At 62.4% G+C, this 13,735-nt stretch carries 15 protein-coding genes and 2 tRNA genes; 15 read left to right on the top strand and 2 right to left on the bottom strand.

All coding sequences use genetic code 11. The annotated features are described in order from the left end of the window. Positions 1–839 (top strand): RCC1 domain-containing protein (locus AC3LCN_RS04240; protein ID WP_488648846.1); only part of this gene is annotated, 839 nt, incomplete at its 5' end. Positions 840–1,027: 188 nt separating this feature from the next. Here AC3LCN_RS04240 and AC3LCN_RS04235 read toward each other — a convergent pair. Next, positions 1,028–1,885, bottom strand: a complete 858-nt coding sequence (locus tag AC3LCN_RS04235) for a polysaccharide deacetylase family protein (protein ID WP_488648845.1) — start codon at positions 1,883–1,885, stop codon at positions 1,028–1,030. A gap of 55 nt (positions 1,886–1,940) precedes the next feature. On the opposite strand from AC3LCN_RS04235, the gene AC3LCN_RS04230 reads away from it, so the two are divergent. From AC3LCN_RS04230 to AC3LCN_RS04180, 11 genes are all read left to right on the top strand, one after another. After that, positions 1,941–2,017: transfer RNA gene (locus AC3LCN_RS04230), tRNA-Pro, on the top strand. Positions 2,018–2,059: 42 nt separating this feature from the next. Further along, positions 2,060–2,135 (top strand) — tRNA-Arg (locus AC3LCN_RS04225). A 98-nt stretch (positions 2,136–2,233) separates the two neighbouring features. After that, positions 2,234–2,926, top strand: coding sequence for a response regulator transcription factor (locus tag AC3LCN_RS04220; protein ID WP_488648844.1), 693 nt, complete (start codon positions 2,234–2,236; stop codon positions 2,924–2,926). A 2-nt stretch (positions 2,927–2,928) separates the two neighbouring features. Then, entirely contained in the window at positions 2,929–4,512 is a 1,584-nt protein-coding gene (locus AC3LCN_RS04215) for a sensor histidine kinase (RefSeq protein ID WP_488648843.1), read from the top strand. A gap of 5 nt (positions 4,513–4,517) precedes the next feature. Beyond that, entirely contained in the window at positions 4,518–5,042 is a 525-nt protein-coding gene (locus tag AC3LCN_RS04210; RefSeq protein ID WP_488648842.1) for a YbaK/EbsC family protein, read from the top strand. Between the two features lie 101 nt (positions 5,043–5,143). After that, a complete protein-coding gene (locus tag AC3LCN_RS04205) occupies positions 5,144–6,550 on the top strand; it encodes a ferredoxin reductase family protein (protein ID WP_488648841.1) in 1,407 nt (468 codons plus the stop codon). A 27-nt stretch (positions 6,551–6,577) separates the two neighbouring features. Beyond that, complete coding sequence (locus AC3LCN_RS04200; RefSeq protein ID WP_488648840.1) at positions 6,578–7,054, top strand: FMN-binding protein; 477 nt, start codon at positions 6,578–6,580, stop codon at positions 7,052–7,054. 2 nt (positions 7,055–7,056) lie between these two features. Then, entirely contained in the window at positions 7,057–7,599 is a 543-nt protein-coding gene (locus AC3LCN_RS04195) for a hypothetical protein (RefSeq protein ID WP_488648839.1), read from the top strand. Continuing rightward, positions 7,596–8,369: an FAD:protein FMN transferase gene (locus tag AC3LCN_RS04190; protein ID WP_488648838.1), complete on the top strand. Its 774-nt coding sequence runs from the start codon at positions 7,596–7,598 to the stop codon at positions 8,367–8,369. The genes AC3LCN_RS04195 and AC3LCN_RS04190 overlap by 4 nt, the downstream gene beginning before the upstream one ends. Positions 8,370–8,493: 124 nt before the next feature. After that, positions 8,494–8,919: a hypothetical protein gene (locus AC3LCN_RS04185; protein WP_488648837.1), complete on the top strand. Its 426-nt coding sequence runs from the start codon at positions 8,494–8,496 to the stop codon at positions 8,917–8,919. A 142-nt stretch (positions 8,920–9,061) separates the two neighbouring features. Beyond that, positions 9,062–9,958, top strand: coding sequence for an EamA family transporter (locus AC3LCN_RS04180; protein WP_488648836.1), 897 nt, complete (start codon positions 9,062–9,064; stop codon positions 9,956–9,958). On the opposite strand, the gene AC3LCN_RS04175 is transcribed toward AC3LCN_RS04180, so the two are convergent. Continuing rightward, positions 9,955–10,908, bottom strand: a complete 954-nt coding sequence (locus AC3LCN_RS04175) for a phosphotriesterase family protein (protein WP_488648835.1) — start codon at positions 10,906–10,908, stop codon at positions 9,955–9,957. The two genes, AC3LCN_RS04180 and AC3LCN_RS04175, sit on opposite strands and share 4 nt — an antisense overlap. A 132-nt stretch (positions 10,909–11,040) precedes the next feature. Here AC3LCN_RS04175 and AC3LCN_RS04170 point away from each other — a divergent pair, with 132 nt between their 5' ends. From AC3LCN_RS04170 to AC3LCN_RS04160, 3 genes are all read left to right on the top strand, one after another. Beyond that, a complete protein-coding gene (locus AC3LCN_RS04170) occupies positions 11,041–11,955 on the top strand; it encodes a transporter substrate-binding domain-containing protein (protein ID WP_488648834.1) in 915 nt (304 codons plus the stop codon). Between the two features lie 108 nt (positions 11,956–12,063). Continuing rightward, positions 12,064–12,873, top strand: coding sequence for an amino acid ABC transporter permease (locus AC3LCN_RS04165; RefSeq protein WP_488648833.1), 810 nt, complete (start codon positions 12,064–12,066; stop codon positions 12,871–12,873). Further along, complete coding sequence (locus AC3LCN_RS04160; protein WP_488648832.1) at positions 12,870–13,733, top strand: amino acid ABC transporter ATP-binding protein; 864 nt, start codon at positions 12,870–12,872, stop codon at positions 13,731–13,733. Before AC3LCN_RS04165 ends, AC3LCN_RS04160 begins: the two co-directional genes overlap by 4 nt. Positions 13,734–13,735: the final 2 nt, after the last annotated feature.

The following is a 13,735-nucleotide window of genomic DNA, read 5'->3' as shown; positions in this document are numbered from 1 at the left end:
CACTCGGCGATGGCACGACCAGTAACGCGTCGAGCCCACAGGCGGTCATCGGCGGCCTCAAGTTCACCAGCATCAGCGCAGTTGCCTACAGTCGGACCTGCGGCCTCACCTCGCGTGGTGCCGCCTACTGCTGGGGTTATAACGGCTCCGGCGTACTCGGCGATGGCACGACGACCGATTCCGGCGTGAACGGCCCACAGGCGGTAATCGGCGGCCTCAAGTTTGTAAGCCTGGGCGCTGGCTGGTATCACGCCTGCGGCCTCACCTCGCGTGGTGCCGCCTACTGCTGGGGCGATAACGGCTACGGCCAACTCGGCGATGGCACGACGACCACTTCCGGCGTGAACGGCCCACAGGCGGTAATCGGCGGCCTCAAGTTTGCGAGCATTCTCACCGGTGAGCATCAAACCTGCGGCCTCACCTCGCGTGGTGCCGCCTACTGCTGGGGTTATAACGGCGGCGGAAGTCTCGGCGATGGCACGACGAGCACTTCCGGCGTGAACGGCCCACAGGCGGTAATTGGCGGCCTCAAGTTTGCTTCGCTCTCAACGGGGGGCTACCACTTCACCTGCGGAATCACCTCGCGTGGTGCCGCCTACTGCTGGGGCAGTAACCATTTCGGCCAACTCGGCGATGGCACGACGACCGATTCCGGCGTGAATGGCCCACAGGCGGTAATCGGCAGCCTCAAGTTCGCCAGCATCGGTGCAGGCGGCAATCATTCCTGCGGCCTCACCGCGAGTGGTGCCGCCTACTGCTGGGGCGATAACGGCTACGGCCAACTCGGCGATGGCACGACGACCACTTCCGGCGTGAACGGCCCACAGAGCGTGCAGTAACACGCAGTACACGCACACTCACCCCCCTGTCCACGGAGCGTGGGCAGGGGGGTTTAGCTTTGGCTGAGTGGGTGCCTGGAGGGCGTGAAACGGAATCGGGGGGAGGGCGCCTTAGGTATACGTGGGGCCCGACGCTGGCGGGCATAGGGTCCCACTCTCCCCTGGCTCTTTGAGCCCTCCCTGGCTGGCTAGGGGCGCCCGGCGACCGCCTGGGCAAGGGTGGTGAAGCGCACGCCGCCAAGGGCTTTTCCTGCAGCAATGATCGCCTCGAGCACCTCGGCGCGGCTGCCGCGACCAATGCATTCAGGGTGGAAGGTGTAGGTCAGTACTCCACTGCGCAGGCTCTTGTCTGCCGTGGCGCGGGCATGCGCCAGGCGCAGCTCGGCAAGGGCTACTTCGGCGAAGGCACTCGGGGGTGATGCCGGTCCGCCGCCGCGCCCCGGTTCGAACCAGGGCCAGTCGTCGAGCCAGTGGCTGATCGGTGCTTCGAGCAGCGTGCCATCGGTGCCAAGCGTTGAACGTTCTGTTGTGTGTTTGTCGCCATGGCGCACGGGGGTGATGCGCGTCTCCTCCCAGGCGAGCGACGAGTCGTAGGTAAAGCCCGCCTCTTCCACAAACTTGAGGGTCTGTTCAGAGAGCGACCAGTAAGGGGCGCGGAAGCCAACGATGGGTGCGGTGTAGCCGGCGCTCTTGGCGGCTGTGGTGAGGGCCGCCTTCTGGCGCACGATCAGGTCGCGCTCTTCGTTGGCGGGGAGGGCGGCGTGGTCTTCATGGGCCCAGCCGTGGCAGCCAACCTCATGGCCGCCGGCGACAATGGCGGCGAGGCTCTCGGGCCAGGTGTGTGCGGTATGCACTGGAACAAAGAAGGTGCCAGGCACGGATTCACGCGCGAGGATGGTGAGAATGCGCGGCAGGCCAACTCGCGGGCCGAACTCGCCTGTGGAGCGATCGAAGGGGAGATGCTCCTTCTCTACGTCCGAGCTAATGGCATCGTGATCGAAGGTCAGTGCGACCTGCAGGATCACCTCGTTCGCAGCCTGGTTCATGGGCGAAGGGTAGCGCCAATCCGCTATCCTTCCCCTCCCGCGGTGCGGGATCGGTCGGGGCGTAGCGCAGCTTGGTAGCGCGCGTCGTTCGGGACGACGAGGTCGGAGGTTCAAATCCTCTCGCCCCGACCAGTATCACCAGTGATCTGGCGATCTAAGCGAAGATACGCACATGCGCCCTTAGCTCAGCGGATAGAGCATCTGGCTTCGGACCAGAGGGTCGGGGGTTCGAGTCCCTCAGGGCGCACCACATCTCATCTCGCAATCTGCTCCGCACGCAGATGTGAAATCTCAAAGATGCGCACCATTTCGCTTGACCGATTCACCGATGCGCGCCACGATCAGAATATGAAGATTCTCCTCATTGAAGACGACGCCCGACTTGGCCCGCTGATTGCGCGACTCCTCACCGCCGAGCGCCACACCGTGCAGCTCTGCGCGACCGGAGCCGACGGCATCACCTTCTGGGAGTCTGCGTCGTGGGACCTCATCATTCTCGATCGTATGCTCCCTGATCTGGAGGGCTCGTCAATCCTGCGCGACCGCCGCCACGCTGCCGACACCACACCAGTCCTGATGCTCACCGCCCTCGGCACCGTCGACGATCGCGTCGAGGGGCTCGATGCAGGCGCTGACGATTACCTCACAAAACCGTTTGCCGCCACCGAGCTGCTGGCGCGCGTGCGCGCCCTTGGGCGCCGCGGTGAGATGTCGGCGAGCGGCGAGGCCGAACGCGAGGTGGTACCCGGCCTGCTGCTTGATGAGGGGCGCCATGCGCTCACCGCGGGTGAGAAGGTCATCGACCTTTCGGCGCGCGAGTACGCACTGATCGCCTACCTGATTCGCAATCGTGGCATTGCCCTCACACGGCAGCAGCTGCTCGACGAGGTGTGGGGGGCTGAGCCCGATGTCTACTCCAATGTCGTTGACCTGTACGTGCACTACCTGCGCAAGAAGTTTGAAGAGGCCGGATACAGCGACCTGCTCAAGACGGTGCGCGGCGTTGGCTACCGCTTGACCGACGCACCAAAGGAGAAATAGCCGTGCCGCTCCGCGACGAGTTCAAGGGTGAGGGGATCGAGGCGCTCCTCGCGCGAACCCGTCGCCAGATGTCGCTCTTCATCCTCGGTGCCACTGCGCTCATCGTGGCGGTCGTTGGTGTTGGTGGGGCCGTTGCTGGCAATAGCGCGCTTGATGCCGGTCTTGATAACGCCCTCGTGGCGCGGGCGGAACGCATCGTAGTCGTGATTCAAGCCCAGCTGCCGCCACTCCCAGGGGTTTCTCCCGGTCCGAGCACCTCGCCAAATCCGAGCGAAAGTCCTGACGAAACCGAAGGGCCGGGCGCATCAGTAAGTCCAAGCGAATCAGAAGATCCAGGGCAGGATCGCTCCCCGCGCCCGAGCAGTGACGTTCCCAAGCCTAGTGGTGAACCAGATGATGGTCAGGGCGACAGTGGTCACGCGCCGTCTGCTGCCACCGTGTCGTTTGCTGTTGTCGCGGCGGTCCATCGCGCTGATGCGCCGCCCTCGATTCCGCCCGAGCTCACCGAGCAGGAGTACGGAGCTGGTGGCCCCTGGGCCGTGCTTGACGCAAATGGTGCGATCCTCGCGCGCTCCGCGGGAGGTGGCGCCGATTTTCCAATCCTGACACTGATGAATGCCGCGGCTACGCGACCATCTGCGCAAACAGTGCTGATCGGCAGCGTCGAGTTCCGCGTTGTGACGACGCCGATCCGGCACCCGCAGGACCTGAACGGCAAGGTGCTCGGCTATGTGCAGGTGGCTGGCCGACTCGATGTGCGTGATGCCCAGCGGCAGAACCTGTTCGGCTCACTTGTACTTGTTGCGCTCCTCTCCCTCGGCGGTGCGCTGGTGATGGCGCTGCTGATCGCTCGTCGAGCCCTTGCCCCTATCGCCGCTGCCGCCGCGCGAGAACGCGCGCTGGTGGCGAGTGCCTCCCATGAGCTGCGCACCCCAGCCTCGGTGATTCTCTCCAGCGCCGAAATCCTGGAGCGTGAAGGCCTCGTGAAGCCGGCGGGCCTCGACCTGCTCCGTGGCATCGCAGCGGAGTCGGAGCGACTCGGTCGCTTGAGCGCCGATCTACTCACACTCTCCAGTCGGCAGGCGAGCGTCGACGGCGGCGAACGCATGGTGACCGTTGACCCACATCCGATCAATCTTGATGACGTTGCCCGTGAGTCAGTTGAACGCGCTGGGCCAATGGCCAAGCGCGTCGGCCTTGAGCTGCAGGCAAACATTGGCCGCAAGCGCCTCACCATCTCGGGCGACACCGATCGACTGATTCAGCTGGTGCTTGGCCTCGTTGAAAACGCAATTCGCCACTCACCAACGTCCGGGTCGGTGACAATTGGTACCAGTGTCTCTGCGGGCTTCGCTGCAATCTGGGTTGACGATGAAGGCCCGGGCGTGCCGCTCTCCGAGCGCGAGCGCATCTTCGAGCCCTTCTATCGTGGTGCCGGCCAGGCGCGCAGCCACGGTGGAGCGGGGCTTGGGCTGGCCATCGCGCGATCCATTGCCAGCGCGCACAACGGCACGATTGCCGTGGAAAGCGCCGTTGGTGGTGGCGCGCGCATGATCGTGCGTATTCCACTCACCGCCAAGGAGTAGCCTCTATGGGTGCTGGCACTCCGGCGATTGCACTCCTCATCGAGCACGGTGTTTCGTTTACGCTGCATGAATATGAGCTCGAGCCACTCAGTGGCGTGGACCAGCATCGCGGCGAGCGCATCGCCTACGGTGACGCCGCAGCGACCGCCCTCGGCATTTCACCCGATCGCCTCTATAAGACACTGGTGCTCGCAATAGAGGGCGCGAAAGACGTGCGCCTCCTCTTTGCGCTTGCGGTGGTGCCGAGCAGTGGTGAGCTCTCCGAGAAGGGGGTTGCCGCAGCGCTGCACGCCAAACGCGCCGCGCTCGCGGATGCCGAGAGCGTGCGCCGTGTTACAGGATACGTGCCAGGCGGCGTGAGCCCGCTCGGCTCCAAGCGCCCGCTACCGCTGCTCCTTGATGCTGGGGCGAGCGCACACGTTACGATCGTTGTCTCCGCCGGCCAACGGGGTCGATCAATTGAACTTGCTCCAGCCGACCTCTTGAGAGTTGGCCACGGAGCGCTGGCGCCGATTGGCGTGGGACGGTGATTGCGCGTTGAGCGTCAAAAATTTGAGCCCTCCCACGTTGGAGGGACTGGAATTTGATCGGACACAAGACCAAAAAGCCTAATTCCGCGACAATGTAAGGTATGAGAACCGCCAGTGGTCCCGATACCGCGCGCCAAGTTGTGCCAACGAGCCCGCCGTTGCCGCGGCGTTGGTCGATCACGCCCAGCGACCTCAACTGGGGGGTGCTCGGCATCGCCGTGATCATCGGTGCGATGTGGGTCCGGCACGGCGGCCTTGATCGTTTTGACAGCCCCCTGAATGCCATCACTGCGATCGGGCAGCTCACGGCGCTGTTCGGCACGTATTTGGCACTCGTTGGCATCTTCCTCATGTCGCGCGCCCCGTTCATCGACCAAGTGTTGGGAAGCGATGAGGCAGCGCGCCTCCACGGAATCGCTGGATTTGCCAGCGTTTGGTTCATTGGCGCACATGCCATCACCTCAACGATTGGCTACTCGGGTACCACGACGGTTCCAACGATCGGCGAAGTCTGGAATCAGATCTACACGTTTACGATCCTTGAGGCTGGCGGCCTGGGCGGCACCATCGGCCTTGGACTTCTGATCCTCGTTGCCGTTGTCTCCATTCGTGCAGCACGTGCGCGCATGGCGTACGAGACCTGGTACGGCATTCACCTCTACGTATACGTTGCGATGGCCCTTGGCTTCTTGCACCAGCTCACGCTTGGTATCGACTTCGTTGATGACGAACTTGCGCGCAACACCTGGATAGGCCTCTATATCGTTGCATTTGCACCGCTGATCCTGTACCGGTTCATCGAGCCGCTCGTGCGCAACCTCCGGCATGGCTTCTATGTCGACAAGGTCGTCATCGAGCGCGATGGAGTCGCCTCTCTCTGGATCACCGGACGCGCCATGGATAAGTTGCCAGTACGAGCGGGACAGTGGTTCGGCATTCGCGTATTAAACGCCAAGGGCTGGTGGCGCTCCAATCCATATTCAATTTCTGCCGGCCCGAACGGCATCCACCTGCGCTTCACCATTGAGGCAATTGGTGATCGATCCCGTGATCTGCAACGTATCAAGCCTGGAACCCGCATCTTCCTCGAGGGGCCATACGGAATCCTCTCAGGCGCCACGCGTACGCATGAGAAGGTGCTGCTGATCGCTGGCGGCATCGGCATCACGCCGCTCCGCGCCATGTTCGAGGTGCTCCCAGTACGCCGCGGCGACATGGCACTCCTCTACCGCGCCCCATCCAACGCGTCGGTCATTTTCAAGCAGGAGCTGACGCGTATCGCTGAGGTGCGTGGTTCAACGATTGATTTTGTGACGGGGAGCCGAGATCAGTTCGCCTTCAACGACGGCCCACTCTCGCCGGGTGGACTCTGGGCCGCCTATCCCGACGTACGTGAGCGCGACGTTTACCTGTGTGGCTCGCCGAGCATGATGGCGACGGTCGAGAAGAGCCTTCGCGACATCGGCGTGCCGCACGAACAAATCCATCTTGAGCGATTCAGCTGGTAGCCCGACAGGGCAGAGAGGAGCAGGACCATGCCAAAACGAGGATTGATTTCGCTGATCTTTACGATCGCAGGGCTGCGCCTGATCATCGGCTACATGCCACCGGCCCAGGCGGGGATTGGCGGCATTTCACCTGACCCATCGGTGACCCCCGATCCTTCGGCGAGTCCAACGATCGATCCAACGCCGACTACCACTGTGCATGACGGCACTTATACGGGAAACAATTTCAACTACAACTACGGCTTCATGAAGGTAACCGTCACCATCAGTGGGGGCAAGGTGACCGCTGCCTCAGCCGTACAGAGTGGAAAAAACAAGATCGGTTACCAAAGTCGTGCGTGCACCGAGGCCGTATTCAACAGTGCGGCAATAGACCTTGCGGCAACCAGTTCTGCGGGCAATGACTTTGTCTCGCTCAAGCCAAACGCGTGCAGCGGGGCATCATATTCGTGGTGGGGCTACGCTAACTCCCTGCAGGCCGCAGTAGATAAGGCGAGGTACTAACAATGACCAGGCGACCATTGATGACGTCCATCTTCTTTATTGCAGGTTTGCGACTTGTCATTAGCTCCACGCCGCAATCTGCCATCGCCGGTGCGGTGGGGCTAACGCAAGATCCGAGCGCGCGACCCGAGACATCTAATTCGCCAATTCTGACGTCGGCCACGCGACGACTGGCAACAACCGCGGCAGCTAAGCCAGCATCAACGCCAAAGCCGACTCCTAAACCGGTGGCAACCGTTCATAGCGGGACCTACACGGGGAGAAACGTCAACTACACCTATGGCAACATGCAGGTGACGGTGACGATAAGTGGCGGTAAGGTGACGAAGGCATCGGTGAAGCAGACTGGGCCGGGCCCAATCGGCAATTCGGGTCCTGCGTGCACAGCGTCCGTCTTCAACAGCGCAGCTATCAATCTTGCCGCAGGGAAATCAACCGGGAGCGCCTTTCAAAAGCTCAAGCCGCGGGCATGCTCCGGAGCTACGTTCTCTTGGGGCGGTTATGCGACCTCACTTCAGGCGGCAATCGACAAGGCCACCTATTGAGCGGCACCTTAGACGAGGCCGTCACGCGGGTTGTTCGCAAGGTCTTCGGTTCAGCAGCGTCGCTCGCAGTTGTGGGCCCACTCCCATCGGTGGCTGTGGAAGCGACATTTGATCGTCTGAACGAGATCGAGGAGCGCTTCTCCACCTATCGACCGAACTCCGAGATCTGCCGTATTCGCGATGGGGTGCTCTCGAGAACGGATGCCCACCCCGAGACCGAAGAGATCTTGGCGATCTGCGAGGCACTCCACGAAGAGAGTGGTGGCATCTTTGATGCGTGGCACGCTGGCCGTGACGGCGGCCTTGAGCCTGCCGGTTACGTAAAAGGGTGGGCGATCGGCGTGGCAGGCGCGATCCTGCGCGAGCACGGCGTCGAGAACTTCTCGCTCGGTATCGGCGGCGACATCACCGCCGCAGGTGGCGGACCTGCAGGCATCGGCTGGAGTGTCGGCGTGGTGGACCCGCGCCGCAATACAACACTCGTCGCACGTGTGGCACTTCGCAATGCGGCGATTGCGACCAGCGGCCTGTCGGAACGGCCGGGACACCTTCGCGATGCAAACACGGGTGACGCGATCGAGAGCCCATGGCTGAGCTTCACGGTGGTGGGGCCCGACATCGCGCGCGTAGACGCGCTAGCGACGATTTGCTTCCTCGAGGGGCGAGCGGGCATGCAACGGGTGGATCAAGAGCCTGGCTACGGCGCCCTCGCCATGGATACCGACGGGGTGCTCACTGCTACCGAAGGGTTCCGCTCCCGCACGATCTAAGGAGATTTATTAGCGACTTCTCACGACTTTCTGTGTTCCCACACAGGACGCCCGCGCCAACAGCCACAGATCATGGCCATAGGCGACCGAGGCGATAGCCGAGGCGATTGAAAGGAGCACTCTGATGGCAAAGAACAAGAGCTCATTCGAGGGCCAGGAACTCGCACCGATGGAGCCATGGCGCCCGGAGTACGCACCACAGGCAGTCTCAAGCCGCCGCAGCCCAGCGTCGACGATTGTTGCCTTCGTGCTGGCCGCCGGATTCGGCCTCTCAATCGGCGGGGCGTTCGCCAGCCAGGCAGGCATCTTGCCCCCACTCGGCGGAACTGATGCAGCGGTAGCGGCAGACCAGTCGCCCGCCGCATCCGTTGATCCGATGGTCGATGCAGACGTTGATGCCACGGCCGATGCGGACGTTGATACGGCACCTGAGGCAAACGGTGCGGCGGATCCGACCGATGCACCAGCCGTCAATCCGGACCCAACCTCTGGTCCAGTCGTGATCCCGCCTCCAGCGGGCGGTGGCACCGGCGATGAAGACGACGATTGAGATGACGATGGCGAAGCTGACGACGAGGACGGCGAAGACGACTAATCGCTAGCCGCCCTATATCAACGAGTCGCCGCAGCTCACTGGCGGGTTGGCTGCGGCGATTCTGCGTCTAACGCACGGCGCCGTGTATCGTGCAGCAATGCCATCTGCACCACTCGGATTCGCAACGCGACACCCGCGGCTTGGCGCCGCACTCGGCGCCATCGCCATCTCTCAATCATCGACACTCGCCAAACTCTCAGGCGGGTCACCCGCCGTTGTGACCCTCTTTCGTGGGGCCGTATCACTCCCGTTCCTCTGGTTCATCGCACGCCGTGAAGGGCATACGGCACATCGGCGCGATCGAATCCTTGCCGTCGGCGCAGGCGCGCTCCTCGCCCTCGACCTGCAGTGCTTTCACATCTCCATACCACTTCTCGGCGTGGGGTTGGCGACGGTGGTGCCTAACGCGCAGGTCTTCATCGTCGGCATCTATGCGGCGTTGACCGGGGAGCGCACCCCGGGTCGTGCTCTTGCAGCGATTCCGTTCGCCTTCCTTGGACTAGCGCTGCTCGCGCGTGTGGCTGACCCGTTCGCCGGCGCACTTAATGTTTCAGCCGGCAGCGACCCCGCACTCGGTGTGTTGTGGGGGCTCGGCGCGGCAAGCTTCTATGGCCTCTACCTGGTGATCACGCGCCGCATCTCCTCGGGGTCGAGCGCCGTGGGTCCGTTCGGCATGCTGCGTGACGCAGCGATCGGCATGATCCTCGTTTCGGGGCTCATCGCCGCGGCTGGCGGAACGCTCCTCCCGCCCGACCTCTGGCCAGGGGTCGGCTACCTGGTGCTCCTCGCCCTCATGTCGCAGGTGCTTGGCTACCCGCTGATCAACGCCTCAATCCCGCACCTACCGAGCGTTGTGGGCTCGGTGCTCCTCTTTGTGCAGCCACTCATGACCGTGGTTGCAGGGGCGCTGATCTTCGGTGAGATTCCAGCACCCGGGCAGCTCCTTGGAGCGCTGATCCTCTTTAGCGGGGTGCTGGTCGCCGCGCGCCGCTAGGCGGGCGTGCGCAGCGTTAAGAGTCGCGCCGGATTCTCGACGGTGATCGTCTTGATCGTTGCCGCGTTGCCGCCCGCCGCAGCCAGCCGTGGCAGGAAAGTTTTCTGCAGATAGGTGTAGCCGTTCCCACCGTATGAGGCGAGCTGTGAGTCGTGACAGACATCTTGGCTCAACAGGATCTGCGTTTCGAACCCTTCGTTCAGGAGTGTGCTGATCAGCTCCACGACCTTCGGCTCACCAGCGCGCTCAAGCGGCGTGAAGCTCATCCCCAAGAAGTCGGCCTCAACATGTGCGCCGCGTCGTGCGATCTCGCGCCAATGTTCGATGCGAGGATGCGAGTCGCAGTGGCCAATCACAATGCGCGCCGGATCGAGCCCCTCATCTTCAAGAATCGAGAGCTGTGCCAGGCCAACGTCGCTCTGCACCGCATGGGTGGTGACCGAGGCACCAGTGCGCAGGGCGGCACGGGCGGCGGCGCGGAAGACGCGCTCCTCTTGCGCGGTGACCCACGGCTTGTCGGTGCCGATCTCGCCGATGATCCCTGGGCGAACCGGGCCGTCAACAAACTCCTGCACGATCTCGTCGGCGAGATCGTCAGTGGAGCGGCGATCGATGCGTGCCTCGGCGGGGTAGTAGGCCTGGCGGTACCAGCCGGCTCCAGCAACGATGTGCAGCCCGGTTGCCTGCGAGAGGCGGGCCAGCCGCGCCAGGTCTCGGCCGATGCCAATCGGGGTCACATCGACCAGGGTGCCGCCGCCGAGGGCCTTATAGGCGGCCAGCTCCTCGTTGATCCGTGGCTCGTCGCCGATCAGCTCCCAGTAGTCCCAGCGGTTCTCGATCCACCAGAGGCTGCACTTGGTGTGCTCGTGGGGGAGGGTGAAACCGAGGTCGCCGGGCGCGACGGGGCCGAGGACGGTTTGGACCTGACCCGAGGCGGCTCGACTGCTCATGGGGGCATCCTACGGCCTGGGCAGCCCGCGCAACCCCTTGGCAGCAGGCTGATGAGAGTGGGATCATCGCCCTCAAGGCGCCGAGGTGGCCCGCTGGGCCTGCCCCGCCGGATTATGTGAGGTAGTGACGAGATGAAGATCAAGTCGACACTCCTGGCGCTCCTTGCGGGTGCCGCAATCGTGGTCGGAGCCTGTGGTGGCTCAACCGCGAGCCCAAGCGCAAGTGCCGCAGCCGGCACCGTTTGCGAGAAGGCGATCGCCGCGGGCGAGCCAGCTACGAGCCTTCTCGGTTCAATCTGCACGGCAAAGGTCATCAAGATTGCGACCGACCCCGCATATCCACCATATTCATCCCTTGACGCATCGGGTGAGTACGTCGGATTTGACTCCGACACCGCTCGCGAGGTTGCGAAGCGCCTCGGGGTGACAATCGAATGGGTCACACCTGACTGGTCGGCAATCACCGCTGGCAGCTGGGCAGGCCGATGGGATGTCTCAATCGGTTCCATGACCCAGACCGAGGGCCGCGCCAAGGTCGTGGACTTTGTTGCCCCATATTTCTACGAAGCTGGTTACGTCATTGTGCCAACTGACTCAACGGCGATGACTCTCGCGGACTTGGCCGGCAAGGTCGGTTGCGCGGGCGACGCTACAACCCACTCCCAGTGGATTGAGGGAAAGCTCACCACGAACTCCTTTATGGACGTGTACAACGCTCCACCAACTAGCGCAGTGTTGAAGACGTACAAGACAGACCACATGTGCATTGAGGCCTACCTCGCCGGCCGAACGACCGACTGGGACTTCATGGCACAGAGCAAGGAGTTCCTTGTCGCAGCAGTTGCTGAGTCAAAGGGGACGCTCAAGTTCCTGAACGAAACGGCAAACTTCTCCAGCAAGGTTTCATTCGCATTGGATAAGGGCGGCAAGCCAGACGCCACCCTGCTTGCGGAGCTCAATGTGATTGTTAAGGCGATGCATGACGATGGCACGCTGACGAGCCTCTCTATCAAGAACCTGGACGGCATCGACAAGTCAAAGCCGTAACGCAAACGTTATCGGTATCTGAACGCGGATACCGCTCGGAGGGGGCGTGGTAGCCACGCCCCCTCCGAGATTGTTTGTTGAATTTGTAGCCACTGGGGGAGGGATCGAGTGAGCGACGAACAGCGCCTCGCATTAGCTGTCGCCGATGCCCAAGCCAGTCGCGCGAAGGCATGGAGCCGTCGATTCCGTCTTACCTGGGGTGCCGTCGTTGCCCTCCTCCTGATCTTCATTGCCACCTCTCTCAACGTTGAGCTTGACTTCATGACGAGCGCCACCCCATTTATCTTGGGCGGCATTGGGCTAACGATTCTCGTCTCGGCTGCGTCCATAACGCTTGCCACCCTTCTTGCCACGGTTGGCGCCCTTGGCCGCCTCTCCGGGAATGCCGTGATCAACGGGACCGCCTCGTTCTATGTGAGCTTCTTCCGCGGTACCCCACTCATCTTGCAGCTGCTCTTCTGGTATCTCGCGCTGCCGCAGGTGCGGATCGTGCTCGATCCGATCCTGTGCGCGATCGTGGCACTTGGCATGAATTACGGCGCCTACATGACCGAGATCTTCCGTGCGGGCGTGCAGGCGGTACCGCTCGGTCAGCATGAGGCTGCCGTAGCCCTTGGTATGTCGGGCCGCACAGCCTTCTTGCGCATCATCGCCCCACAGGCGTTCCGCATTATTGTGCCTGCGATCGGTAACGATTTCGTCGCAATGCTTAAAGATTCCGCGCTCGCCTCAACGGTGTCGCTGCATGAGATTCTGTGGAGGGCACAGAACATTGGTGCGCAAAAGTTTAAGACGCTACAAACCTTCATGATCGCGGCCATGGTGTATTGGGTGCTGACGATCGTCTTTACCGCCCTGCAGAATCGCATTGAGAGCCGCCTCTCAGCTGGCGATCGAAATAAGACGGTGCGAGGATGAGTGACATGAAAAGCCTCTCGAATACGCCAAATGCGCATCCATTGCATCCTGCTGAAAAGCCAGGAATTCTGGTGAAGCCTGGTGCTGAGCCGGTGCTCAAAGCCACGAACATCACCAAGTGGTACGGCGAGAATCATGTGCTGCGTGGCGCATCCATCACCGTGTGGCCAGGCGAGACCGTCTGCATCTTGGGGCGATCTGGCTCCGGGAAGAGCACCTTCCTGCGCAGCCTGAACTTCCTCGAAGATCCAACCGACGGCACCGTAGAGATTGATGGCGTCATAGTTGGTGCGGACCCCTTCCACAAAGAGGGGAGTGAGCGACAGGAGCGCATTCGTGAGGTGCGCATGCGCGCTGGCATGGTCTTCCAGGAGTTCAACCTCTTCCCGCACCTCAGCGTGATTGAGAATTGCATCGAAGCGCCAGTGCATGTGAAGAAGATGGACCGCAAAGAGGCGGAGGCCATCGCCGAGAAGTATCTCGCCAAGGTCGGCCTACTCGAGAAGCGCGACGAGTATCCATCGCGACTCTCCGGCGGACAGCGCCAGCGCGTCGCCATTGCGCGCGCACTCACGATGCAGCCGAAGGTGCTCTTGTTCGACGAGCCAACCTCAGCGCTCGACCCAACGTTGGTCGGCGAGGTACTCAAGGTGATGGCTGACTTGGCGCATGAAGGGCGCACCATGATTGTGGTCACCCACGAGATGGACTTTGCGCACGAAGCTGCCGACCGCGTCTACTACATGGATCAGGGCGAGTTCGCCGAGGTTGGGCCACCAGAGCAGGTGATCGACGCGCCGAAGGACCCACGCACCAAGGAGTTCCTCTCGCGCTTCCGCACCCTCGGCGCAAAGAAGTAGCC

This window comes from Candidatus Limnocylindrus sp. (assembly GCF_040397215.1).
In the GTDB taxonomy this organism is placed as follows: Bacteria; Chloroflexota; Limnocylindria; order Limnocylindrales; family Limnocylindraceae; genus Limnocylindrus.
This window is presented reverse-complemented; position numbering and strand designations above follow the sequence as displayed.